This window comes from Candidatus Planktophila versatilis, from assembly GCF_002288265.1.
In the GTDB taxonomy this organism is placed as follows: Bacteria; Actinomycetota; Actinomycetes; order Nanopelagicales; family Nanopelagicaceae; genus Planktophila; species Planktophila versatilis.
Window position 1 is genome coordinate 1 of the sequence record NZ_CP016778.1, and the last position, 24,900, is coordinate 24,900.

The 24,900-nt window shown below is 47.6% G+C and carries 22 protein-coding genes; 16 read left to right on the forward strand and 6 right to left on the reverse strand.

Annotation, left to right across the window (positions count from 1 at the left end; all coding sequences use genetic code 11):
* Nucleotides 1-174: 174 nt before the first annotated feature.
* The 8 genes from dnaA to A1sIIB76_RS00040 all read left to right on the forward strand — a co-directional run bounded on the left by dnaA (nucleotide 175) and on the right by A1sIIB76_RS00040 (nucleotide 8,444).
* Nucleotides 175-1,578 (forward strand): chromosomal replication initiator protein DnaA, encoded by a 1,404-nt coding sequence (dnaA, locus tag A1sIIB76_RS00005; protein ID WP_095696634.1) that lies wholly within the window; start codon nucleotides 175-177, stop codon nucleotides 1,576-1,578.
* Nucleotides 1,579-1,944: 366 nt separating this feature from the next.
* The gene (dnaN, locus tag A1sIIB76_RS00010) at nucleotides 1,945-3,075 is read left to right on the forward strand and encodes a DNA polymerase III subunit beta (RefSeq protein ID WP_095696635.1); all 1,131 of its coding nucleotides are present in this window, start codon (nucleotides 1,945-1,947) and stop codon (nucleotides 3,073-3,075) included.
* Nucleotides 3,076-3,088: 13 nt separating this feature from the next.
* Entirely contained in the window at nucleotides 3,089-4,174 is a 1,086-nt protein-coding gene (gene recF, locus A1sIIB76_RS00015; RefSeq protein ID WP_095696636.1) for a DNA replication/repair protein RecF, read from the forward strand.
* Complete coding sequence (locus tag A1sIIB76_RS00020) at nucleotides 4,171-4,638, forward strand: DciA family protein (protein WP_095696637.1); 468 nt, start codon at nucleotides 4,171-4,173, stop codon at nucleotides 4,636-4,638. Before recF ends, A1sIIB76_RS00020 begins: the two co-directional genes overlap by 4 nt.
* Before the next feature lie 151 nt (nucleotides 4,639-4,789).
* The gene (dnaK, locus tag A1sIIB76_RS00025; RefSeq protein WP_095696638.1) at nucleotides 4,790-6,625 is read left to right on the forward strand and encodes a molecular chaperone DnaK; all 1,836 of its coding nucleotides are present in this window, start codon (nucleotides 4,790-4,792) and stop codon (nucleotides 6,623-6,625) included.
* Complete coding sequence (gene grpE, locus A1sIIB76_RS00030; RefSeq protein ID WP_095696639.1) at nucleotides 6,625-7,125, forward strand: nucleotide exchange factor GrpE; 501 nt, start codon at nucleotides 6,625-6,627, stop codon at nucleotides 7,123-7,125. The genes dnaK and grpE overlap by 1 nt, the downstream gene beginning before the upstream one ends.
* Before the next feature lie 6 nt (nucleotides 7,126-7,131).
* A complete protein-coding gene (locus A1sIIB76_RS00035) occupies nucleotides 7,132-8,055 on the forward strand; it encodes a DnaJ C-terminal domain-containing protein (RefSeq protein ID WP_095696640.1) in 924 nt (307 codons plus the stop codon).
* Nucleotides 8,052-8,444, forward strand: coding sequence for a heat shock protein transcriptional repressor HspR (locus tag A1sIIB76_RS00040; protein ID WP_190286237.1), 393 nt, complete (start codon nucleotides 8,052-8,054; stop codon nucleotides 8,442-8,444). The genes A1sIIB76_RS00035 and A1sIIB76_RS00040 overlap by 4 nt, the downstream gene beginning before the upstream one ends.
* On the opposite strand, the gene A1sIIB76_RS00045 is transcribed toward A1sIIB76_RS00040, so the two are convergent.
* Together A1sIIB76_RS00045 and A1sIIB76_RS00050 are read right to left on the reverse strand one after the other, a co-directional pair.
* A complete protein-coding gene (locus tag A1sIIB76_RS00045) occupies nucleotides 8,441-9,676 on the reverse strand; it encodes a DUF1501 domain-containing protein (protein ID WP_095696641.1) in 1,236 nt (411 codons plus the stop codon). The genes A1sIIB76_RS00040 and A1sIIB76_RS00045 overlap by 4 nt on opposite strands.
* Before the next feature lie 9 nt (nucleotides 9,677-9,685).
* Nucleotides 9,686-10,984: a DUF1800 domain-containing protein gene (locus A1sIIB76_RS00050; RefSeq protein ID WP_095696642.1), complete on the reverse strand. Its 1,299-nt coding sequence runs from the start codon at nucleotides 10,982-10,984 to the stop codon at nucleotides 9,686-9,688.
* A gap of 44 nt (nucleotides 10,985-11,028) precedes the next feature.
* On the opposite strand from A1sIIB76_RS00050, the gene pyrE reads away from it, so the two are divergent.
* Nucleotides 11,029-11,562 carry an orotate phosphoribosyltransferase gene (pyrE, locus tag A1sIIB76_RS00055; protein ID WP_095674223.1) on the forward strand — a complete coding sequence of 178 codons (534 nt, stop codon included), beginning with the start codon at nucleotides 11,029-11,031 and terminating at the stop codon, nucleotides 11,560-11,562.
* Here the strand turns inward: pyrE and A1sIIB76_RS00060 are convergent, their stop codons facing one another.
* Nucleotides 11,563-12,213, reverse strand: coding sequence for a DedA family protein (locus tag A1sIIB76_RS00060; RefSeq protein ID WP_223298768.1), 651 nt, complete (start codon nucleotides 12,211-12,213; stop codon nucleotides 11,563-11,565).
* A 24-nt stretch (nucleotides 12,214-12,237) separates the two neighbouring features.
* Between A1sIIB76_RS00060 and A1sIIB76_RS00065 the strand changes: the two genes are divergently transcribed.
* The 4 genes from A1sIIB76_RS00065 to A1sIIB76_RS00080 all read left to right on the forward strand — a co-directional run bounded on the left by A1sIIB76_RS00065 (nucleotide 12,238) and on the right by A1sIIB76_RS00080 (nucleotide 16,801).
* Nucleotides 12,238-13,536 (forward strand): glycoside hydrolase family 32 protein, encoded by a 1,299-nt coding sequence (locus A1sIIB76_RS00065; protein ID WP_095696644.1) that lies wholly within the window; start codon nucleotides 12,238-12,240, stop codon nucleotides 13,534-13,536.
* A 135-nt stretch (nucleotides 13,537-13,671) separates the two neighbouring features.
* Entirely contained in the window at nucleotides 13,672-15,009 is a 1,338-nt protein-coding gene (locus A1sIIB76_RS00070; protein WP_095696645.1) for an ABC transporter substrate-binding protein, read from the forward strand.
* 101 nt (nucleotides 15,010-15,110) lie between these two features.
* The gene (locus A1sIIB76_RS00075) at nucleotides 15,111-15,980 is read left to right on the forward strand and encodes a carbohydrate ABC transporter permease (RefSeq protein ID WP_223298769.1); all 870 of its coding nucleotides are present in this window, start codon (nucleotides 15,111-15,113) and stop codon (nucleotides 15,978-15,980) included.
* The gene (locus A1sIIB76_RS00080; RefSeq protein WP_095674228.1) at nucleotides 15,977-16,801 is read left to right on the forward strand and encodes a carbohydrate ABC transporter permease; all 825 of its coding nucleotides are present in this window, start codon (nucleotides 15,977-15,979) and stop codon (nucleotides 16,799-16,801) included. Before A1sIIB76_RS00075 ends, A1sIIB76_RS00080 begins: the two co-directional genes overlap by 4 nt.
* A 17-nt stretch (nucleotides 16,802-16,818) precedes the next feature.
* On the opposite strand, the gene A1sIIB76_RS00085 is transcribed toward A1sIIB76_RS00080, so the two are convergent.
* Nucleotides 16,819-17,823 (reverse strand): LacI family DNA-binding transcriptional regulator, encoded by a 1,005-nt coding sequence (locus tag A1sIIB76_RS00085; RefSeq protein ID WP_095696647.1) that lies wholly within the window; start codon nucleotides 17,821-17,823, stop codon nucleotides 16,819-16,821.
* 151 nt (nucleotides 17,824-17,974) lie between these two features.
* Here A1sIIB76_RS00085 and A1sIIB76_RS00090 point away from each other — a divergent pair, with 151 nt between their 5' ends.
* A complete protein-coding gene (locus tag A1sIIB76_RS00090) occupies nucleotides 17,975-20,260 on the forward strand; it encodes a sodium-translocating pyrophosphatase (RefSeq protein WP_095696648.1) in 2,286 nt (761 codons plus the stop codon).
* A gap of 24 nt (nucleotides 20,261-20,284) precedes the next feature.
* Entirely contained in the window at nucleotides 20,285-23,044 is a 2,760-nt protein-coding gene (gene topA, locus A1sIIB76_RS00095) for a type I DNA topoisomerase (RefSeq protein WP_095696649.1), read from the forward strand.
* Nucleotides 23,045-23,059: 15 nt separating this feature from the next.
* Here topA and A1sIIB76_RS00100 read toward each other — a convergent pair whose 3' ends face one another.
* Nucleotides 23,060-23,437, reverse strand: a complete 378-nt coding sequence (locus tag A1sIIB76_RS00100; RefSeq protein WP_095696650.1) for a type II toxin-antitoxin system VapC family toxin — start codon at nucleotides 23,435-23,437, stop codon at nucleotides 23,060-23,062.
* Nucleotides 23,434-23,805 carry a type II toxin-antitoxin system Phd/YefM family antitoxin gene (locus tag A1sIIB76_RS00105; protein ID WP_125918770.1) on the reverse strand — a complete coding sequence of 124 codons (372 nt, stop codon included), beginning with the start codon at nucleotides 23,803-23,805 and terminating at the stop codon, nucleotides 23,434-23,436. The genes A1sIIB76_RS00100 and A1sIIB76_RS00105 overlap by 4 nt, the downstream gene beginning before the upstream one ends.
* A gap of 101 nt (nucleotides 23,806-23,906) precedes the next feature.
* Here A1sIIB76_RS00105 and galE point away from each other — a divergent pair, with 101 nt between their 5' ends.
* Nucleotides 23,907-24,875, forward strand: coding sequence for a UDP-glucose 4-epimerase GalE (gene galE / locus A1sIIB76_RS00110; RefSeq protein ID WP_095696652.1), 969 nt, complete (start codon nucleotides 23,907-23,909; stop codon nucleotides 24,873-24,875).
* The last annotated feature ends 25 nt before the right edge of the window (nucleotides 24,876-24,900 follow it).

Here is a 24,900-nt window from a genome sequence, read left to right on the forward strand (position 1 = left end):
TCTGCCCCTTCTGCGCTCTGATAATTGTGGATAACCGCTTGCTATTTCCTCCAATGAGGTCTACTTTGCGGGTTCTCCACAGGTTTCCGTCGAAATCGGTCTAATTTGAGGCTAAACCTCACCTTTAGACCACAGCCTGTGGATAACATTGTGGATAAGCCTGGGGGTTGGTAGATGGCAGTTGTAGATCTCGAACTCTCCCAGTTATGGGGCCGCGTGGTCGAGCATGTTTCGGTGGGTGAACCTCAACACCGAGCATTCTTGGCGATGACCAAACCTTTAGGCCTTCTACAAAAAGAGGGTGGGGCGACCAGTCTCCTGGTTGCCGCCCCGAACGCTTTTGCAAAAGATGTACTTGAATCCCGTCTTCGCAATGTGATCAATGAAGTGCTCACCGCCGAACTTGGCGAGAAAGCAAATATTGCAGTGATGGTCGATGAAACGATCGAGCTGGCCGATCTGCCCGCTCCTGCTGTTGCTGTTGAGGTAATCCCCTCTCGTTCAGGTATGGGCCGCGACATCTCTGATGTTCCTAAATCAGATGAGTTATCACAATTAAATGCGCGCTATATCTTTGAAACATTTGTTATCGGCTCTTCCAACCGCTTTGCCCATGCTGCAGCGGTGGCGGTGGCTGAGGCACCAGCTAAGGCTTATAACCCGCTCTTTATCTATGGGGAATCTGGTCTTGGAAAGACTCACTTACTACACGCTATTGGTGCCTATGCCAAAGAGCTTTATGGCAATGTGCGCGTTCGCTACGTCTCTTCGGAAGAGTTCACCAATGACTTTATTAACTCTATCCGCGATGATAAAGCTACCGCTTTCCAGCGCCGCTACCGCGACCTAGATATTTTGCTGGTTGATGATATTCAGTTTTTAGAAAATAAAGAGCGTACTCAGGAAGAGTTCTTCCATACCTTTAATACTTTATATAACGCTAATAAGCAGATTGTTATTTCATCAGATCGCCCACCTAAGCAGTTAACAACTTTGGAAGATCGCCTGCGTTCACGATTTGAGTGGGGTTTGATTACAGATATTCAACCGCCTGAACTTGAAACCCGTATTGCGATTCTCCGTAAAAAAGCTGCCCAAGATAAGTTAAACGCCCCGGATGATGTTCTTGAATTTATCGCAAGTAAAATCTCTACCAATATCCGCGAGCTTGAAGGTGCTTTGATTCGCGTTACCGCTTTTGCATCGCTAAACCGCCAGCCAGTTGATATGGGCCTTGCTGAAATTGTGTTAAAGGATTTAATCCCCACCAATGTTGCAGCTGAGATAACAGCCCCAACGATCATGGCTCAGACTGCGGCCTACTTCAGCCTTACCCTCGATGATCTCTGTGGCACTTCTCGTTCTCGCGCATTAGTTAACGCTCGCCAGATTGCGATGTATCTATGCCGTGAGTTGACCGAGTTATCGCTACCTAAAATCGGGCAGACTTTTGGCGGGCGCGATCACACAACAGTGATGCACGCCGACCGAAAGATCCGAGAGTTGATGGCCGAGCGCCGCTCGATCTATAACCAGGTAAATGAGTTAACGACGAGAATCAAGCAGCAGACGAAGTAGGTAGGGGTTAGGCGCTAATTGTCCGTTTTCACCCTCTTTACCCCCAAGGTGTGGATAAAGTGTGGATAACTGTGGATATGTAGGGTAAATATGTGTGTAAAGCAGGTACTACTAGAGAAGGTGTAGGGGTGTTGATATGGATCTAGCGTTTATTCACCTATTCACCCACAGCTTTACTGGGGTTTTCCACACCATTGTGGGGTTAAATCTAGGCTCTGACCTGGGGTTTTACCTCTTACCCACAGTTTTGCTCTGCGGTTACTACTACTACCTTTATATATATAAATCCCGTTTCCAAGCGGACCATCCCCAAATTAGAGTTAGTTCACTACATACAACCAATCTGATGAGTGCGAGGGCTACGGCGTGAAATTTACAGTGGATCAAAATTCTTTAACTGATGGGGTGAACTGGGTTTCTCGTTCGCTCTCCACCCGCCCAATTAAAACCGAACTCCTTGGAATCAAAATTGATGCAACCGGCGATGAGGTCTTTCTCTCCGGCTCTGATTTAGAAACATCGAGCAAAGCACACTTCGCAGCCGACATCGCTAATAAAGGCGCGGTACTTGTTCCAGGAAAACTACTAGCAGAAATTTGTAGATCACTTCCTAATAAACCAATAACTATTACATTAGACGGCACCCGAGTGCTTGTGACATCAGGCGCGGCTAAATTCACCCTCCCCACACTTTCACTCTCTGAATATCCAAACCTTCCAGAACTTCCTGAAACAACCGGCAGTGTGGCAAGTGACACTTTCGCAACAGCGGTAGCACAAGTTGCAATAGCAGCCGGGCGCGATGATTCACTACCAACATTAACCGGTGTCCATGTTGAAATAAATGAAGACACCATCACGCTAGCTGCAACAGATCGCTACCGTCTAGCGGTGCGTGAGTTTAATTGGAGCCCGGCTACACCCGGTGTTTCAACAACAGCTCTCATGCGCGCTCGCACTTTAGCTGATGCCGCTAAATCACTTGTTGGAACAAAAAACGTATCACTCTCTTTTGCACCAGCAACATCGAATGATCGCCTGGCTGGATTTTCTGGCGATGGTAAAACAATGACATCAAGAATGTTAGATGGAACATTTCCTCCATACCGCCACTTACTGCCAACAGAGATGACAACCACAGCTGTTGTTGAGGTGGCGCCATTTTTAGATTCAGTCCGCCGAGTTGCGCTAGTAACTGATAAAACAGTTCCACTACGCCTTGAGTTTAAAGATGGCGGAGTATCACTTGAAGCTGGCGCGGGCGAAGAAGCGCAAGCAACAGAGACAATTGATGTGCTGCTCAACGGTGAACCTATTTCTATTGCTTTTAACCCGGTCTTTCTAGCAGACGGGCTCCAAGCAGTTGGCACACCTTTTGTGCAGATCTCATTTACTGGTTCAAATAAACCAGCGATTCTCACCGGGCGCACCGAACCAAATGGTGCATCTATTGATAATTACCGCTATCTCTTAATGCCAATGCGCTACGCCTCATAAAGTAAAAACAACAATGCGCGTCACCAAGCTAGCGCTGACAAATTTTCGTTCATACCCACATCTTGAACTTGAATTTCCAGCAGGCCCTATTACTTTTGTCGGCAATAACGGCAGCGGTAAAACAAATATTGCTGAGAGTTTGATCTATCTTGCCTACCTTTCATCCCACCGCGTTGCTAACAATCAACCACTGATCTCACTCGGCGCAGACCAAGCAATCATCCGTGCTGAAATTGAAAGTCAGGGTCGCACACTGCAAGTCGACCTTGAGATCAACGCGACAAAAACAAACCGCGCAAGAATTAACGGCAATCCAGTTAAATCACAACGCGAGATATTAGGCGCACTACAAATTATTTACTTCTCCCCAGAAGATTTAGATTTAGTGCGAGGGGACCCCACCCACCGCCGTGATTTCCTGGATAAATTACTTATTACACAATCACCGCGCTTAGCAGGTGTGATCTCTGATTATGAGCGAGTGGTCAAACAACGAAACACACTGCTAAAAACCAGGGCGCCAGAGAGCTCACTCATCCCATGGACGGAACAACTTATTTCCTATGGCGCACAGTTATCGGCAGAGCGCATCAAATTAGTAGATGACCTAAACCCTTATGTGGCGGCAAATTATGAAAACCTCAATGAAGTGAAACCGGCTTCAATTTCATACAAATCATCGACAGATAATTTATCGGCAGATATTGCCCACAACGCAGAAATGTTGACGGAGCGACAGATAGAAGTAGCACGACAAGAACAAGATCGTGGTGTTTCCCTAATTGGTCCACACCGTGATGACCTACATCTACAACTCGGTGATTTCCCAGCAAAAGGTTATGCCAGCCACGGCGAATCGTGGTCGATGGCAATCTCACTTCGTATTGGTGCCTATAACTTACTTAAGTCAGAGGGAGCAGAGCCCGTACTTATCCTCGATGACATCTTCGCCGAGCTAGACACCACCCGCCGCCAACAACTCACATCGGTGACACAGATGGCTGAGCAAACATTTATCACAGCAGCTGTTGAATCAGACCTACCAGCCGAACTACTATCTGAGAAGTTCTATGTGAAGCCGGGGGTTGTTACCAAGTGAGTGAAAAACCCCAAAGCAAACGAGATTTTGCAGTAGATCTCTTTCGAAGCTATAAAACCGGATTTGTTAAAAAGAAGAAAATTGTCGAGCAGCGCTCAAACACCCCCGGAGATCCAACTCTAATTTCTAATGTGTTGAGCGAACTTATCGAAGAACGCGATTGGAATTCCGGGCTAGCTGAAGGAACCCTCTTTGCCACCTGGGCCCAAGTAGTTGGCGCCGACATTGCCCAACACACCACCCCACTTTCACTTCTAGATGGCCGCCTGCTCGTGCAGTGCTCATCAACTGCTTGGGCAACCCAACTAAACCTTGTAGGGCCCTCTCTGCTTGAGACCATCAGGTCTAGCGCCCCGGGCGCCCTTGTGGAATCACTGGATTTCATCGGTCCAACTGCCCCTAGCTGGAAGCGCGGCCTACGCACGATCTCCAATGGCCGCGGTCCCCGCGACACCTATGGCTAGCCCCAGGGAATAAACCCCCGCTCCTTCCAGTTATACCCCTTGAAACCTGAGTCGACTCGACTCAACTCTTTGCGTAGAATCGACTCAGGTTACAAACCTCGACCCACCCTGGCTCGAGTGGAAATAACGAAATTAAAGAAGGAGCAAGACCATGGCTAGAGCAGTCGGAATCGACCTTGGAACTACAAATAGCTGCGTATCAGTACTTGAAGGCGGAGAGCCAACAGTTATTGCCAACGCAGAAGGCGCTCGCACCACACCATCGATCGTCGCCTTTGCAAAAAATGGCGAAGTTCTTGTTGGTGAAGTAGCTAAGCGTCAATCAGTGACAAACGTTGAACGCACAATCCGTTCCGTTAAGCGTCACATGGGTACTAACTGGTCAATCGATATCGATGGCAAGAAGTACACATCACAAGAAATTTCAGCACGCGTTCTACAAAAACTAAAGCGCGATGCAGAGGCTTATCTCGGTGAAACTGTCACAGATGCTGTTATTACCGTTCCGGCCTACTTCAACGACGCGCAACGTCAAGCAACAAAAGAAGCTGGCGAAATCGCCGGCCTTAACGTGCTTCGCATTATCAATGAGCCAACAGCTGCCGCACTTGCCTATGGTTTAGATAAGGCAGATAAAGAACAAACCATTTTGGTATTTGACCTTGGTGGCGGAACATTCGACGTTTCACTTCTTGAAATCGGCGACGGTGTTGTTGAAGTAAAAGCGACTAATGGCGATAACAACCTTGGTGGAGATGATTGGGATCAAGCACTCGTTGATCACCTTGTGAAGACATTCGGTTCTGCAAACGGCATCGATCTCACAAAAGATAAGATGGCGATGCAACGTATTCGTGAAGCTGCTGAAAAGGCGAAGATTGAACTTTCATCTTCCCAATCAGCAACTATCAACTTGCCATACATCACCGTTGACTCTGAGAAGAACCCACTGTTCCTCGATGAAACAATTACCCGCGCACAATTCCAAACACTTACCGCAGACCTACTTGAGCGCTGCAAGAAGCCATTCCAAGCTGTCCTTAAGGATGCTGGAATTCCTATTGCAAACATTCAATCAGTGGTACTTGTTGGTGGGTCAACTCGTATGCCAGCAGTGGTTGATTTGGTACGCGAGCTCACCGGCGGAAAAGAGCCAAATAAGGGCGTAAACCCCGATGAAGTAGTCGCAGTGGGCGCATCCCTTCAAGCTGGAGTACTTAAGGGTGAAGTAAAAGATGTGCTTCTCCTTGATGTGACACCACTTTCACTTGGTATCGAAACAAAGGGTGGCGTGATGACAAAACTCATCGAGCGCAACACAACTATTCCTACCAAGCGCAGTGAAATCTTCACCACAGCTGATGACAATCAGCCCGCTGTTCAGATTCAGGCCTACCAAGGCGAACGCGAAATGGCTGCTTATAACAAGAAGCTAGGCATGTTCGAGCTCACCGGAATCGCACCAGCACCTCGTGGAGTTCCACAAGTTGAAGTGACATTTGATATCGATGCCAACGGAATCGTTCATGTATCTGCAAAAGATCTCGCAACCGGCAAAGAGCAAGGTATGACCATCACAGGTGGCTCTGCTCTTTCTAAGGACGAGATTGCACAGATGATGGCAGATGCTGAAGCACACGCTAATGAAGATAAGCAGCGTCGTGAAGAGGCAGAGATCCGCAACACCGGAGACTCACTTGTCTATCAGACCGAGAAGTTCTTAACAGAGAACGCAGATAAGTTCACCGAAGGTGAAACTGCAACAAAGAAGACGGAACTAGATGAGGCACTTGCTGAACTTAAGACTTCTCTTGGCGGTGCCAACTTCGAATCAATTAAGTCAAATACTGAGAAAGTTTCGACAATCTCACAAGCACTCGGTGCGCTCATGTATGCAAATGCAGGAGCTCAAGCTGATGGCGCATCAGCAGGGTCGGAAGATCATGTTGAAGACGCTGAAGTTATTGATGCCGAAGAAGCTAACTAATGTCAGAAACGACAGAGGAAGTTGTTGAAGAAACAACACCTGTTGTAGAAGAAGTTGTAGAGGAGGCTGCGCCGGTTCTCGAAACAGACCCGGTTGCAGCTCTCACAGCTGATTTACAACGACTTCAAGCAGAGTATGCCAACTACCGAAAGCGGGTAGAGCGCGATCGCACCCTGGCCCATGAACTAGCAATTGGTTCTGTTCTCACCGAACTTCTTGCAATTTTAGACGATGTTGACCGCGCAAGTGAGCACAATGAACTCACCGGCGGCTTTAAGGCGGTGGCAGATCAGTTAACTGCAATTACCAACCGCATTGGGTTGGAAAAATACGGCACTGAAGGTGAAGCTTTCGATCCACAAATTCACGAAGCTTTATTACACGACACATCACCTGAAGTCAGCGTTCCTACTGCATCAAAGATTTTGCAACCAGGTTATAAGTTCAAAGAACGCATCTTGCGCCCGGCACGCGTTGCAGTGACTGACCCAGAAAACTAATTAGTTATGGCTGCCAAGGATCTCTATGAGAAGGATTTCTACCAGGTCCTTGGCGTCGATAAAAAAGCTAGCGCCGATGAAATTAAGAAAAAATACCGCTCCTTAGCACGCGACCTACACCCTGATAAAAATCAAGGAAATGTTACGCTAGAAGAGAAGTTCAAGGCTGTCTCTGAGGCCTATGACATTCTCTCTGATTCAAAAAAACGCGCAGAGTATGACGAAGCACGTTCCATGTTTGAACGCGGTGGATTTAGAGCACCTACCGGTGGACAAAACTTCCAAGGTGGAGACTTCAATGACATCTTTGGCGGCGGTAACCCACAAGATATCTTCGCTAATCTCTTTGGCGGCGGCGGCCGACGCGGGCCGCGCAAAGGCTCTGATCTACAAACAGAGTCAGCTATTACATTTAAAGAGTCAGTATTTGGCACAACCCTTGATCTCAAACTCAACACCGATGGCAATGGGCCACAGAACATTTCGGCTCGCGTTCCTGCCGGAGTAAATGATGGCGCCAAGATTCGCGTAAAAGGAAAAGGCGCACCAGGTGAAGCAGGCCCTGGAGATCTCTTTATTCAACTACAAGTTAAGCCTCACCCAATCTTTTCTCGCAAAGGCGAAAACTTAGTTCTCACACTCCCTGTAACTTTTGCCGAAGCCGCACTGGGTGCTGATATTAAAGTTCCCACACTTGCCGGAGATGATGTCACTGTGCGATTAGCAGCCGGAACACCCACAGGTCGGGTCTTGCGGGTAAAGGGGCGCGGAATTAAGAAGGGCGCAATTACTGGTGACCTACTTGTCACTATCGAGGTGCAAGTGCCTCGAAAGACAGAAGGTAAGGCGCAAGAGGCAATCAAAGCATTTGCCGCAGCAACTGCACACGAAGATGTGCGCGCCGAATTTATATCTAAGGCAAAGCTATGACAAAAGATTTGCCACAAGAAGATCATCCAGATGATGATGCTGGACTTTATGTAATTTCAGTTGCAGCAGAACTTTCCGGGCTGCACCCACAAACACTTCGTCAATACGACCGTTTAGGTTTGGTCTCACCAGATCGCACAGTAGGACGCAACCGCCGCTACTCACTTCGCGATATTGCATCCCTTCGCATGGTGGGCCGTCTTGTCGGTGAAGGAATTAATCACGCAGGCATCAAGCGAATTATTGAGTTAGAGACTGCCGTTGCAAGTATGGCGATGGAGGTTGCAAAGCTGCGCATTGAAGTAGATGCACTGCTGGTGGAGAATCCACCAAAAAGGTTGGCAACACGTAATAAGAGCGATGTCATCATTTACAAAGAAGAGAATTAAGCGTTCAAGAATTTAGTTCGTCCAGCCCACTTTCCTAAAACCGGTTCCACCGGTGATTTCAATACACCTTCAAGCAGTGTCGCATAAACATCTCGAAAGTCGGTCGTCACAGCCAAATCGCCTTTGATGAGATTTTTTAATGAAGGTTGGTCTCCATAAAATCCACCTGTCACTCGGTCGCCAATGATAAACATTGGCCCTGATGTTCCATGGTCTGTTCCTTGGGATCCGTTTCCAACCACGCGACGCCCAAATTCACTGTAAACCACCACTGTTACATCACTAGCTCGAGTGGTGGACTTCAGCTGGGTAAAGAAGCGCGAAATTGAATCAGAAACAACCCCCAAGAGTTCTGCTTGTGCGTTCGCCTCATTAGCGTGTGTGTCAAACCCACCTAACGAAACTGACCACACTCTTGTTGGAGCTCCGGCCGAAATCAATTTAGAGACCACATCTAACTGTTGTGCGAGATCGCTATCGCCCCCGGCATTCCCGCCATTAACTGTAGGCAAATCAGGAATGGAAGGAGCAGGTGCTTTCAAAATAGGCTGAATAGTTGACGAGACCGAGAAAAGATTGCGCATAGAGGTAGCAGCCGCAGCCATGAGTGGAGAATCAGTCCTTGACTTACTAGCTAGTTTCAAACAATTTTTACCAATTGAACCCTTAGGAATGAGTAGTCCACCGAGAGGTAATACCGAACCAGATCTTTTAGCCCCTGCAAATAACGGGGGCAACACAGAACCTAGCGAGATTGCAAGCATTGAATCTTCTGCCTGACCATCAATCCACCTGCCAAGCCACCCGGTATTGATCTGATTAGTAGGTGAGGCACTCTGCCACTTTGCCATGGATGAAAAGTGAGAGCGATCAGGATTTGGGTAACCAACTCCACGAATGATTGCGACTTTTTTCTGGTCCCACAAAATTTTAAGATTTTTCATTGCAGGATTCAGGGCCAACTCTGCATCCAATGGCAACATCGTTTCTGGGCTATATGAAATTTCGGGACGAGATGAAAAGTAGATTGGATCTGTATAAGGAATTACTGTGTTTAACCCATCATTTCCACCGTAGAGCGTGACCATTACAAGAATTGGGGTGCCTGCGGCGAGTGGTCGACTTATTGCTGCTTGGGCAATTTCATCAACACTCAGTAGCGAAGCGCTAGCACCAACAGCCACAGTGCCGGCGGTTAACCTCAGGAATTTTCTACGGGTTATTGTGTCCATGTCATCCTCCTAGGCATTCACTACATACTCGGGGCTACACAGCGCCAAGACGGCAAATTCCATCGGGTCACTTAATGAGTTACGTAGAGCGCTTTGAGTTCTCGGGCTCCATTGCGCAACACCCAACCAGTCGGCACTGGATAGAACTCGACGTTCAACTGGAATCTCTAACAATCCTCTTAATTGGCTCTGCTTTACCAACCATGTAGCAAAAGCAATCCGATATTGGGCAGATGCTGAAGATAACCAAGCCTCCCCAGCAGGCCACCCGCCAACACTTGGTGGGTATAACGGAATCTGCCCTAACTTATTTAAATAATTCTTCAACTGAGCAGAAGTTTTTAACTTAGATGGAGTCAGTTCCAGAGCTCGCGCGGCGGAGATAAACCAATCCACTGGGGATTTAACCATTGCATTTTTAGGATCTCGCATCGCAGAATCGTTTGCTACGGCTGCTACCACGCTGGAAATTTCCCGATCAGCAAATGATTGGATCCCAACGAAATTATTTGGCATCGCTTCTGTGCTTGATATGAAGCGATACCAAAGCCTTTCCGAGATGAAACGAGCACAGTCATCTCTTGCTACTAGAAAATCTGAGACTTCTTCGCCAGTAAAATGCTTTGTGGTCCCCAACAAAGTCACTGCCTTTGAATCATGCCGCTTGAGGTTGAAGGTAACGGTGCCAGAACTGTTTGCGACTTGATATCCAGTCAATGAGCGCGCTATAGCTTTAACATCATCTTCGGAATATCGGTTTACGCCAAGAGTAAATAGCTCCATGAATTCACGGCCAAGGTTTTCGTTAGGCGACTTGAAGGTGCTCTCTTGACCATCTAACCAATATTGCAAGGCACCGTCAGTGAGCATTGCCCGCGACATCTCAGCAAAGTTACCTAAAGCATATTTTCGAAAAGTCTCATTCTGTTTATACATAGGCAGCGGATGGTTTATCTTCGAAATCGAAGTGGCCCAATGGCCGTGCCAAAACCAAGTCATTCGCTCCGTGAGCCCGTTATCACCAAGGGCCATCCGATCCATCCACCAAGAAATAAGGTTTTCTGTCTGGGTTTTCATCCCAACAATAAAGGGGATTATTTCTGTATTATTTGGCTCAGGCCGTTTACCCAGATCCGTAAAAGTTGGAAGCGTGATTGACGCTAATCCAAAATCCGCACTGGGAACTGTTAAGAGCGAGTCACGTGTCGCTGGGACACCCTGCTTCAAGTAAGTAGTGAATTCACCAACACGTGGCCCAAAACCAAACCGGTGCACTAACCGAGAAGTCTCTAATCGGTCTAAGTTCACGAGACCACGTTAACAATGAAGTACTGAAGCGGTAAGGTTCAAACATGAATTCTAAGGGTATTCTCCGGGAACAAATCCTCAACAAAGCTGTTGTCCACGGCAAAGTGATCTTGTCTTCCGGTATCGAAGCTGATTACTACGTAGACCTTCGCCGCGTCACACTCGATCATGTGGCAGCCCCGCTTGTGGGTGAAGTGATGTTGGAGCTAACGAAAGATTTAGATTACGAAGCAGTAGGTGGCCTCACACTTGGCGCCGACCCGGTTGCAACAGCGATGATGCATGTGGCAGCGCGTAACGGTAAAAACATTGATTCTTTTGTAGTTCGCAAGGCCGAGAAAGCACATGGCCTACAACGACGCATTGAAGGACCAGATGTAAAGGGAAAGAAAGTTCTGGCTGTGGAAGATACTTCAACGACAGGCGGCTCAGTTCTCACCGCCGTTGAAGCACTGGTAGAAGCGGGTGCGATCGTTGTGGGAGTTGCTGTCATTGTGGAACGTGGGGCTAAACAGAAGATTTTGGATGCAGGGTATAAGTACTACGCAGCTTATTCGCTACAAGATTTAGGCCTGTAGTTACTTCATATACCGCTTAGATTGCCACTCTCTAAAGATTTCAATAGCCATCGGCACTAGTGAAATCAACACGATTAGGCCAGCGACACTATAAAGATAATAATTTGCCGAGTTACCTAAAACATCACCTAAGAGATAACCAACCCCAATTGCAACCTCTGTCCAGATAATTCCACCGATAGCGTTCCAGGTTGAGAATGTTTTTCTATCTAATTGCACAACACCGCAGACCGGGTTAATAAGAGTTCTTCCAAAAGGAATAAAACGTCCGAAAACCAAAGCTTTCCGAGGGCCATACTTTCTTAACCACTTTTCAACAGTTTGCACCATCTTTTGGTTAAAGAAACGACTATCTGGACGATCGAAGAATTTTCTGCCGTAGGTCCGGCCAAACCAATAACCAACCTCACCACCAGTTATTGCAGCTATTGGTGCGAGAATAAACAACAACGGTGTGGATAATTTAGCGTCTCCCAAAATATCGGCACCTGCGCCAGAAGCAGCAATACCTGCTAGAAAGACAACCTCACCGCCGGGAAAGACTAAACCAATTAAAAGCCCGGTCTCCATAAAAATAATGCCAAGCACCCCAATCAACCCTAAAGTGGCAACCACAGAATTGGCGTCCAAAAGGTTTGTCAGGAATTCCATGAGTCCGAGGGTAAGGTAACGGCCGTGATTACGCATCCTTCTGGCGCGCTCGGTGATGAAAAATATCGTCCGCAATTTCACTTCGCCCCTGAAAAAAATTGGATGAATGACCCCAACGGACTTATTTACTACAAAGGCGAATACCACCTCTTCTTTCAACATAACCCAACAGAGAATGTGTGGGGAAATATGTCGTGGGGCCATGCAGTAAGCCCTGATTTATTTTCATGGCAAGAGCTACCTGTGGCTATTACCTGCACAGAAGAGACCGGGATATTTTCCGGAAGTACAGTTATTGATTACACAAATTCAACAGGCTTTGGAAGCGTAGAAAACCCGGCAATGGTTGCGATCTACACCGAGCATAAGAATGACAAAAGCAAGCAATCTCAATGCTTAGCCTTCAGTCTTGATAACGGTAGAACATTTACCAAATATGAAGGAAATCCAGTTCTTGACATTAGCTCCCCAGATTTTCGCGACCCTAAAGTGCAGTGGATAAATGACCAATGGCTGATGACAATTGCACGACCAGATCTGCACCAGATTTCTTTCTTCACTTCACATAACCTCAAAGAGTGGAAACACCTCAGCGATTTTGGCCCAACTGCAGAAGTCGGTGGATGTTGGGAGTGCCCAGACCTATTTCAACTAGGGGATAAATGGGTTCTTATCGTTTCACTCAACCCAGGTGGTTATCAGGTTGGATCTGGAACGCAATACTTTCTTGGACAGTGGAATGGAAAAGAATTTATCGCAGATGATGTGAAAACAAGATGGCTTGACTATGGCCGCGATAATTATGCTGGCATCACATTTAACAACGCACCGCAAGATCGCAGAATATTTCTCGGCTGGATGAGCAATTGGGAATACGCCCACACCTTTCCTACCCAACCTTGGCGAGGGGCCATGACGTTACCGCGCGAACTTTCACTACACGGCGATCGCATTATTCAAACTCCAATTAACCATCCCAACGGTTTTCCTGAAGTTTCATTTACAACATCAGATGGCGCAATTCGCATCTGTGAAAACAATGAACGATATGTTGAAATCGGAGTGCGCAACCAAAAGTTATATGTAGATACATCGCGTGCATGGGGCGATCTAGCTGCACCGACGCTGCAAGAGATTGCAATCGAAAAAGGCGAGATTGATATTCGCGTAATTGTCGATCGCGGTTCAGTTGAAGTCTTTGCAGTTGGTGGGGCAATCGTCCTGACGAACTTGGTCTTCGTTGAGACCGCCCTAACCGCAGTCCAGCCCCTTGCTGGCGCAAATAACCTCAAGGCCGCAGGACTGCAAACCACCCACGCGTAAACTGCAAAAATCCGCAAAAAAGCGTTGTAGGAGCGTTATTGCCCAACCTCTCAAACCCTTCGCATCTGGCTTTATCGTTTTCCCACAGTCGGCCAACCTAGGACGCCGGCTAACCGTCGAAAGGAAACACTTCATATGAAGAAGTCAATGAAACTCGGAGCACTCGCTCTAGCTTCAACGCTTTCTTTGTCATTGATTGCGGTTGCTACACCATCAGCATCTGCAAACACATGCCCAAGAAAAGCGACAGTAACAATGCTCGGAACAATCAAGCCTGAAATTCAGGATCAGTTCCTTGCAGCAGTTGCTGATTACAATAAGTCACAAAATTGCTACACAGTTAAGTCAGTTCCTGGCGATCGCAAGCTCACATTCCTTCAGAACGTGACACCAATGTATGCAGCCAAGAACGCACCAACAATCATGTACACACTTCAAGAGATTCCAGATATGGCCGACAAAGTTTTGGATCTCAAGTTAACACCTCTTGCACGTCTTGTCTCTAAGAGCCTGCTTGCATCAGGTAACGTCAACGGACGTCAAGTTGGTGTTCCATCAACAGCTGAAGCTTTCGGACTTCTTTACAACAAGAAGGTTCTTGATAAGGCTGGCGTAGACCCATCGAAGATTGCAACTCGCGCAGACCTCGAAGCTGCATTCAAGAAGATCGAAGCTGCCGGTAAGAAGCCACTTCACTTCTCAGCTATCTGGTGGTCACTTGGTGCACACTTCACAAATATCTTCCACACCAATGTAGGAAAGACAAAAGAAGCTCGCCTTGCAGGCTTGGATGCTCTTGTAGCTGGAAAAGCAAACCTTGCAGATAACGCTACCTTCAAGAACTGGGTAGCGACCATGGATCTTCTTAAGAAGTACAACGCAGGCAAGGTAAATCTCACAGATACCGAATATGACGCTTCAATCGCCAACCTTGCAGGAGGCGACTTCGGATTCATGTTCCAAGGTAACTGGACAGAGCCAAACTTGATCACAGCCTCAAAGGGCGATGATTTTGGTCTTATGCCTCTTCCAATCAGCAACAACGCTAAGGATTACGGAAACGATTCAATTCCTGTCGGTGTTCCTGGCTACTTCATGATCGATGCACAGCAGTCAACAAAGTGGCAGCAAAAGGGTGCACTCGACTTCCTAACCTGGCTCTACACATCTCCTGCAGGACAGAAGCGTGTAGCTGGTCCAGTTGAAGAAGGCGGCATGAACTTCATCCCTGTTTACAAGGGCTTCAAGATCGAGCCAAAGACTTACATGGCGAAGGAAATTTCAAAATTTGCTTCAGCAGGTAAGACTCTTGACTGGATGAACTCTTACTACCCAGCTGGCCTCCAAGAGGAAGTTGGAAAGGTATCTATGCAGCAGTACTTCACCGACAAGATCAGCGCAGCTGACCTTGCTAAGGCGATTGAAGCTGCATGGAAGGGCAAGCCAAAGACTTGGCGTGGAGAAGCTGCTTAATTTAGCTTCAACCACTTTAACGTCTGAAAAGAAGTAAATAGAATCATCCCGGGGCGAGGAAACTTGCCCCGGGATGATTTCACTTAGGAAGGGGGATTCGAGTGACTCGAGCAAGATCAATAAAGAAATTTTTGAAATTTGCTGGCCTTCCACTTGCAATCTTCATCATCGTTCTCGTAGTGCCCTTTGTAAATGGTTTCTATTACTCCTTTACAGATTGGGATGGTTTCAAAACCACCAAATTAGTTGGATTTACTAATTACACAGAATCATTTGCAGATCCAAGATTCTGGTCAACCCTAAAATTCACCGCGCTATTCGTTGTGGTATCACTTGTTTTGGTCAATGCGGTTGCGTTTGGGTTGGCACTCATTGTTACCTCAAAGCTCCGAAGTAAAAATCTCCTGCGCACCTTCTTCTTTGTACCAAACCTCATCGGTGGCGTTATCCTCGGTGTTATTTGGCAATTTATCTTCAATAGTGCGCTCGTTGCAATTGCTGAGAAATATGATTGGGAGCCCTTTAAAGAATCCTGGCTACAAGATACAAACAAGGCATTCTGGGCGCTAATCATCGTCACCATCTGGCAATCATCTGGTTACATGATGATTGTTTACATTACAGGGCTCATCTCAATCGAAAAAGATCTCATTGAAGCCTCTGAAATCGATGGCGCATCTCCACTGCGCGCGCTCTTTTCCATCAAGATTCCACTGATGGCACAAGCCTTTACCATCGCGCTCTTCTTAACGCTGCGAAGTGGCTTTATGGCCTACGACGTCAACGTGGCACTCACCGGCGGTGGACCATTTCGCACAACTGAGCTGATTTCACTCCACATCTTTGAAGACGCTTTCGCTGAAGGTGATTTCGGTACTGGCCAAGCTAAAGCGGTCATTATGTTCTTAGTAGTTGCCCTGGCAGCTCTTGTCCAAGTAACGATCTCAAAGAGATACGAGGTCCAACGATGAAGACTCGCACACGTTGGGGTAAGCGAGCCACATTCGCAGTCGGCATTACTCTCGCCTTCGCCTATTTCTTCCCATTTTTCTTGGTCTTTGTTAACTCAGTAAAGTTGAAGTATGACATTTTAGAAAACCCATTGTCTTTCCCAGCGCCTATTACTTGGGATAACTTTCAGCAAGCCCTCACCAAGATGGAATTTTTCCGCTCACTTACCAACTCACTCATCATCACGGTCTTTAGCGTCTCATTATTGATTGTCTTCTCTTCTATGCTTGCCTACTACTTAGCGCGCACCAAGACAAAGTCATCAAAGTACATCTTCTTGGGGCTTGTTGCTTCAATGATTGTTCCCTTCCAAGCTTTGATGATTCCATTCATGGCGCTCTTTGCTCCATTTGTTTCCTGGAATAATCGCGCCTCCCTTGTCTTTTTCTATATTGGTTTCGGCGTCGCACTGTCTACATTTTTATATCACGGTTTTATCTCCACAATCCCTACCGAGATTGATGAGGCAGCATCTATTGATGGCGCTTCAGATATGGAGGCATTCTGGAAAATTATCTTCCCAATGATGCGACCTATCACCGCAACGGTTGCCATTATTAACGCTCTTTGGATCTGGAATGACTTCTTATTGCCGCGTCTTGTGCTCACAAGAGAGACACAGACGCTGCCGTTATCTACCTATCTCTTCTTTGGGCAGTATTCAATTGAATACGGACAAGCGATGGCCGGACTTGCACTCGCTGTTATCCCAATCGTGATCTTCTATTTGATCCTGCAAAGGCAGTTCATTTCAGGTATTTCGCAGGGTGCCATCAAGTAAAGCGCACGGTCAAGTAATTAGTTAATCTTCAATACCGATTGGCGCTGCACTAGTTCAATCGGCACAACCATCTGCCTTACGACAGACTCTGGTTTTTCAATCAACGCCATCACTTGCGATGCTGCAAGCTGGCCTAAGAAGCGCACGGGCTGCGCAACTGTTGTCAGCCCGAGCGTGACACCGAAATCATGTCCGTCATAACCCACAATTGAAATATCTTCAGGTACGCGCATACCTTTCTTGCGCAGCGCCTGAAACACACCAAAGGCCATCTCATCTGATTCACAGAAGATCGCTGTGGGTAACTTCTTACGGGTTAAGAATTCCTCCATCGCAATCTCAGAGGTTGTACTAGTGAAATCTGAATACAGTTCATTTCTTGGGTTGAATTCAAGGTCGTTCGCCTGCAAGACCTCCATAAATCCCTGCAAGCGTTGGTTAGCCACTCTAAAGTCGAAGGCTGGTTCTTTCTGCCCAGTCATAATCGCAATATCGCGATGGCCCATATCAACCAGGTGCTGGGTTGCAATTCTGCCGCCCAGCACGTCATCAATCGAAACCGATGAACAGAGCTCGCTGGCTACCCCCAGCAACGAAACTGGAATACCGAGACTCAATAAACGCTCGAATTCTTTCTCGCTAGGCGGAAGAGAAATCACAATCAACCCATCGACCTTATCGACCAACTTCTTCTGCATCATCACACGTTCACGCGCATCAACCTGGGCAAAGTTATAGAGCAGCAGATCAAGACCTGCTTCACGTAGCGCCTGTTCAACTCCAGAAATTGATTGTGAGAAATACCAACGCGAAATAAAGGGCGCGATCACACCGATCGTATTTGTCTTCTCGTTTTGCCCACGCGGCAATAAATCTGGGCGGACCGGATAATCTAAATCGCGAGCTGCATCAACAATCTTCTTACGGGTCTTCTCGTTGACATGATGGATTCCCCGCAGAGCGCGCGAGACAGTGGCCGGTGAGACCCCAGCCTTCTTCGCGATTTCGACGATGCCCGACATAAGAGTTAAAGGCTATGCAAAAAACTGCAAAAATCAATACCTCGATCCACGCGGGAGTTTTCCCCGTAATAGATATGTATATGTACACTCGGGCAATCTGCGCGCCTTGCCCTCGAATGGGGCGCCCTGACTCTCCAACGGAGGAGAACCCATGAGAGCTTCTGCTGCTCTAAGTAATGTCCAAGTAACAGGGACTAACCTAAATATCACTTACATCGTTTTGGCGGTGGCACTTGCTGCCCTTGGTATCGCCTATGCGTTGCGCCAGCAAGTACTTGCAGCCAACGATGGCACTGAGAAGATGCGCGAGATCGCTGAAGCTGTTCAAGAAGGAGCGGCGGCATATCTAGCCCGCCAGTTCCGCACCCTTTCTTATTTTGTAGGAATTGTTTTCTTCCTACTCTTCGCATTACCCGCCGACACAACTGCTATTCGCGTTGGTCGCTCCATCTTCTTCCTTGTTGGCGCTGGCTTCTCAGCTTTGGTTGGTTATAACGGTATGTGGCTGGCAGTTCGCGCCAACGTGCGCGTTGCTGAAGCTGCTCGTCAGAAAGATGGCACCAAGGCTGTTCAGATTGCTTTCCGCACAGGTGGCGTTGTTGGTATGACAACGGTAGGTCTAGGCCTAGTAGGAGCCGCACTCGTTGTTATTTTATTCCGCGAGAACGCACCTGTTGTTCTTGAAGGATTTGGTTTTGGTGCTGCGATGCTCGCGATGTTTATGCGCGTGGGTGGCGGAATCTTTACTAAGGCAGCTGATGTGGGAGCAGACCTCGTCGGTAAGGTTGAAAAAGGTATTCCAGAAGATGACCCACGAAATGCGGCAACAATTGCAGATAACGTGGGCGATAACGTCGGTGACTGCGCTGGTATGGCAGCAGACTTGTTCGAGTCATATGCGGTAACACTGGTTGCAGCGTTGATCTTGGGTAAGGCAGCTTTCGGTAACGAAGGTCTGATCTATCCGCTCATCGTTCCGGCAATCGGTATCGTCACAGCGGTAATCGGAATCTTCGCAACTCGCTTGCGTTCAACCGATAAGTCAGCAATGACAGCTATTAATCGCTCATTTTTCATGTCAGCGATTATCTCTGCTGGCCTCACCGGCCTTGCAACATTTACGTACTTGCCAGGTAAGTTCAACTTGCTTACTAACTTCTCACCTACGGTGCTAGAAGAGGCAGGCAATATCAATCCACGCGTGCTGGCTTTTGGCGCAGTTATTATCGGAATCGTCCTTGCTGCTGCAATTCAAGTACTTACCGGCTTCTTTACTGAGACCGGCAAGCGCCCAGTAAATGATGTGGCAGCTTCCTCACAAACAGGTGCGGCCACAGTAATTCTGGCTGGTATCTCAGTTGGTTTTGAATCAGCTGTCTACTCTGCAATTCTGATTGCATCCGCAGTCTTCGGCGCCTTCTTACTCGGCGGCGGATCTGTTGTTCTCTCACTCTTTGCTATCGCACTAGCAGGAACCGGACTGCTCACGACAGTGGGTGTCATCGTTGCAATGGATACCTTCGGACCTATCTCAGATAATGCACAAGGCATCGCTGAAATGTCAGGTGATGTTAAGGGTGAAGGTGCACAGATTCTTACCTCACTGGATGCAGTCGGAAATACAACCAAGGCAATCACAAAGGGAATCGCAATTGCAACCGCAGTATTAGCTGCAACGGCGCTCTTTGGCGCATTTACCGATGCCATTAAGGAAGCTGTCATTAAGGCAGTGGGTGAGGGCGCAGATGTTGCACTTGAATACCAAGGCATCCTTGATATTGCATCGCCTCGAAACCTCGTTGGTTTGATTATTGGAGCCGCAGTTGTCTTCCTCTTCTCAGGACTAGCGGTGAATGCGGTATCACGCGCGGCAAGTGCCGTTGTTGTTGAAGTTCGTAATCAATTCAAGATGCACCCAGGAATCATGAACGGCACTGAAAAGCCGGAATATGGTCGTGTGGTTGATATCTGTACTCGCGACTCACTTCGTGAATTGGTAACACCAGGTCTGCTAGCAGTCATGGCGCCAATCGCAGTGGGATTCGGTCTTGGCGTTGGTGCACTCGGTGCCTACCTAGCTGGTGCAATCGGCACTGGAACGCTAATGGCAGTCTTCCTATCTAACTCAGGTGGTGCATGGGATAACGCAAAGAAGATGGTTGAAGATGGTCACTACGGTGGCAAGGGCACAGAGGCACATGCTGCAACTGTTGTCGGAGACACCGTGGGAGATCCATTTAAGGACACCGCGGGTCCTGCTATTAACCCACTAATTAAGGTGATGAACCTGGTTGGCTTGTTAATTACTCCAGCAATTGTCAGCTTCGCACTTCCGGCGCAATCATCGATGTCGCTAGTGATTGCACTCGTTGCAACAGCGATCATTATTGGAGCGCTGATTCGTAATCGTCGTCAATCGACAACTATCGAATACTAAGAGCGAGTAACTTCCCCTACACGCATGGCTAAAGTCTTTAAGAAGCTGGTGATTGTTGAATCACCGGCAAAAGCGCGCAAGATTGGCGGCTACCTCGGCGATGGTTACATCGTCGAGGCTAGCGTCGGTCATATCCGCGACTTGCCGCAGCGAGCTGCTGATATTCCTAAAGAAGTAAAGAAGTTAGCTTGGTCGAAAGAGGGCGTCGATATTGAAAATGATTTCGCACCTTTATATGTCATCAACCCTGATAAGAAGGCGAAGGTTGCCGAACTTAAAGAGTTGATGAAAGAGGCAGATGAGATCCTGCTGGCAACGGATGAAGACCGCGAAGGTGAAGCGATTGCTTGGCACTTAGTAGAAGTTCTGCAACCAAAGATTCCGATTAAGCGGATGGTCTTTAATGAAATTACCGAAGAGGCGATTAAGGCTGCCGTCGTTAACACCCGCGATCTTGATTACAACTTAATTGATGCCCAAGAAACAAGGCGCGTGCTAGACAGGCTTTTTGGATATCGGCTTTCACCAGTGCTTTGGAAGAAAGTGATGCCACGTATTTCAGCTGGGCGCGTGCAATCTGTTGCCACCAAGTTGATTGTGGAGAAAGAACGCGAACGAATGGCATTCATTTCCTCCTCTTGGTGGGATCTCAATGCCAAAACTGATCTTGGCTTTACCGCGCGGCTACTTTCGGTAGATGGCAAGAAAGTAGCTGCCACCAGTGACTTTGGGGCAGATGGCGCGGTAAAAGAAAAGTCCCTAAAAGATATTTTGTTATTGGATGAAAAACAGGCAACTGCACTCACCGAGAGCCTTAAGAGCACACCACTGACTGTGAAGTCGATGGAAGAGAGTCCGCGTACTGAACGTCCTAAGCCGCCATTTACTACATCGACTATGCAACAAGATGCGGGTTCACGTCTTGGGTGGGGCGCGCAAATTACGATGCGTATTGCACAGCGCCTCTATGAAAACGGCTACATCACCTATATGCGTACCGATTCCATCAATTTATCTGACCAAGCAATCAAAGCTGCCCGCGCCTCAGCTGCTTCGCTTTATGGCAAAGACCATGTTTTCGAGACTGCTCGTGTGTATCAAGGAAAGACAAAGAATGCACAAGAGGCCCACGAAGCAATTAGACCGGCAGGTGATGTCTTTAAGACACCAGGTGAGTTAGCACCAGAGCTATCACGTGATGAGTTCGCACTCTATGACTTGATTTGGAAGCGCACTGTGGCATCGCAAATGGCTGATGCTAAGAAGATGCAGATGCGGGTTGATTTTGATGCAACGACAGCCGATAAGAAGGCAACCATCTTTCGCGCCAACGGCTCTGTTATTACCTTTGCTGGATTCCTCGCTGCCTATGACGATATTGCAACTGATGAAAGTAAAGATGAAGAATCTGAAGATCGCCGCCTGCCTGCAATGACAGTGGGCCAGTCGGTCAAAGTCGAGGAATACTCTTGTGAAGGCCACGACACAAAGCCACCAGCGCGTTATACCGAGCCAACTCTTGTGAAGAAGTTGGAAGAGCTTGGTATTGGCCGGCCATCAACATTTGCCTCCATCATTCAAACGATTCAAGACCGCGGCTATGTCTCAAAGCGTGGGCGCGCACTTGTGCCAACCTTCTTAGCATTTTCAGTCACAGGCCTATTAGAGGCTCACTTTACGAAGCTGGTGGATTATGACTTCACCGCATCAATGGAAGAAGATCTCGACAAGATTGCAGCAGGGGAAGCGGGCCGCGTTGATTGGCTCCGTGATTTCTACTACGGCGTCAATGGTGAGCCAGGACTTAATGAGTTAGCACTTGATCTCGGTGTGATTGACGCCCGAGCGACAAACACCATGAATCTATCTGACACTATTGAAATTCGGGTGGGGCGCTTTGGCCCTTATCTGCAAGAGAACCTACCTGATCAAGATCGCAAGCTGGCCAATATTCCAGAAGGTTTAGCACCAGATGAGCTCACACTTGCGAAAGCAATTGAGTTACTTGCCGCTCCATCAGGTGAACGCGAGTTAGGTGTTGACCCTAAGACAAACTTTGAAGTAGTTGCAAAATCGGGTCGCTTCGGTCCATACATCACTGAAATCTTTCCGGCGGAGCCGGTAGAACTTATCGACAAAGGTGAACCGAAGAAGAAGCGCAAAAAGAAAGATGCACCAAAGCCAAAGACGGCATCGCTTTTATCAACAATGAATCTAGACACCATCACACTGGATGATGCCTTGCAACTACTTTCACTGCCGCGCGTGCTGGGAACTAATAGCGCTGGCGATGAAATCACGGTTCAGAACGGTCGCTATGGCCCATATCTCAAAGCTGGCGCCGATTCGCGCACACTGACATCTGAGGATCAACTCTTTTCAATCAACCTAGATGAAGCACTTGAGATTTATTCAAAGCCAAAAGAGCGACGACGTGGTGTGGCAAAGCCGCCACTAAAAGAACTCGGTGTTGATCCGGGCAGTGAAAAACAAGTCATCATTAAAGATGGTCGCTTTGGTATGTATGTCACCGATGGCGAGACCAATGCAACGCTACGTCGTGGTGACACCCTGGAAGCGATGACACTTGAGCGTGGCCTAGAACTACTGGCCGGACGCCGTGCGTGGGAGGCAGAAAATGGCCCATCTCCAAAGAAGTCACGGAAGAAAGCAGTAAAAGCAAAGCCAGGTGCAACTGCGCCAACGCTCACCAAGAACACAGTGAAGAAAGCTGCAACAAAGAAGAAGGCGGCTAAGAAGGCGAGCGGTAAGGCTAATAGTTAATTAATCCGAGGTGGATTAATAGAGAGTCAACTTTAATTTCTGCGCATTTGTCACCATTTGCTTATCCAGAGTGATCACTCCGTCAATTAATGGTGAAATAGTTTCAGCTGTTGCCAGATGAATTGCATCTGCGGCTTTCACGGTAATCTCACTGGAATAACTTTCAGCGCGGTTAAGAATTGTATTGCTGATATCAACAAAGGAAAATTGAGTTAACAACTGCTGAGCACGAGGTAATAGCAAATCGTTGAACTTAGTAACAGCCCGAAGCACCTCAACACTGGAAAGTCGAGAGGTAACAGGATGGTCCTTTAACACACTAGATAACTCAATACTGTTTGGTTCTTCGAAAACCGAGGCGAGAATTACCGAGCTATCAACATACCAACTCAATAGCGTGCTTCTTCACGCTCTTTGAGAAACTCTGCTAAGAGACTTCTTCCATCGGGGTTTGGTAGTGGCTCGAAAACCTTTGGATCAAATTTAGCCTTTGCTGGAGTTATGAGCCCGGCATCAATGAGATCTTGAAGTGATGTCGGTTTAATAGCGCGAATCTCTGCAACTGGTTTTCCCCATTCGGTAACGATGACAATTTCACCGCTCTTTACAAGACCAAGTACTTTTGAGGCTTCTTGACGGAGTTCTCGGACACCGACAGACAATTTCTTTGTGAGCATATCTTCAAAGAGAGAAGATTTTTTAGCTTTTGAAGGTGCCTTCTTCACTGCACGGGTTGCACTTTTTTTCGCTGATGTGGCCATGGCTAAATGTAGCACAAAAAGTAAAAGTGCTACATTATCCACAGCCCCAGCTATTTACCCCCATTAATAGGAGTTTTTAGCTGCGCCGATACACTTCCGTAATGACCCCCGAGAGATGGCTGCTCACAGGTGGCGCTGGCTATATTGGCGCCCATATCGCAGATGAACTCATCTGCAATGATAAATCTGTAGTCATCATTGATTCGCTCTATCAAGGCCTGGAATCCCGCATCACCTTCCTGCGGGCAAAACATAGCCTGGAGATTCCCTTTATCAAGTGCGATATCCGTGATTACAACGAGATTGAAAGCTTAATCCGCGAATACAAGATCGATGGCATCATTCACACCGCGGCCCTAAAAGCTGTCGGTGAATCAATGGAAAAACCAGATGAGTATTTCCAAGTAAACCTAGAAGCAACTAATGAATTAATCGAAATAGCAAAGCGCAATGGAGTGAAGAAATTTATCTTCTCATCTACGGCGGCCGTCTATGGCAGTCCAGACACCATGGATCCATGCAAAGAAGATGGCCCGAAGGCACCCATCTCTCCTTATGGAGATTCAAAGTATCAAGCAGAATCAAAGGTGACCGCTTTTATTAATACACCCGGTAACCATGGAACATCACTGCGTTTCTTTAACGTGGTGGGTACAGCAGCACAAGAGCTACTCGATAACTCGGTCGAGAACTTAGTTCCCATTGTTCTAGGCAAATTAAATAAAGGCCAAGCTCCAGAGATCTTCGGCACCGACTACCCCACCGCCGATGGCACCTGTGTTCGCGATTATGTCGATGTTCGAGATATTGCCCGCGCACATTTAGCGGCAGCCGATGCCACAACCCCACTGCCACCAGCGATGAACATCGGCACGGGGCGCGGGGCATCTGTGCGCGAGATCATTGATTTAGTTCTGCAAGCAACGAATAAGACTGAGACTGAAGTAATTAAGAGTCCGCGCCGAGCAGGAGATCCAGCGTTCTTATGTGCTGATGTAACGCTAGCAAAAAGTGCGATGGGCTTTAGTTCTAAGTACTCACTAGAAGAGAGCATCCGCAGTCTGTTCTAGGCTCTAAAGTCCTTATCTGATGCGC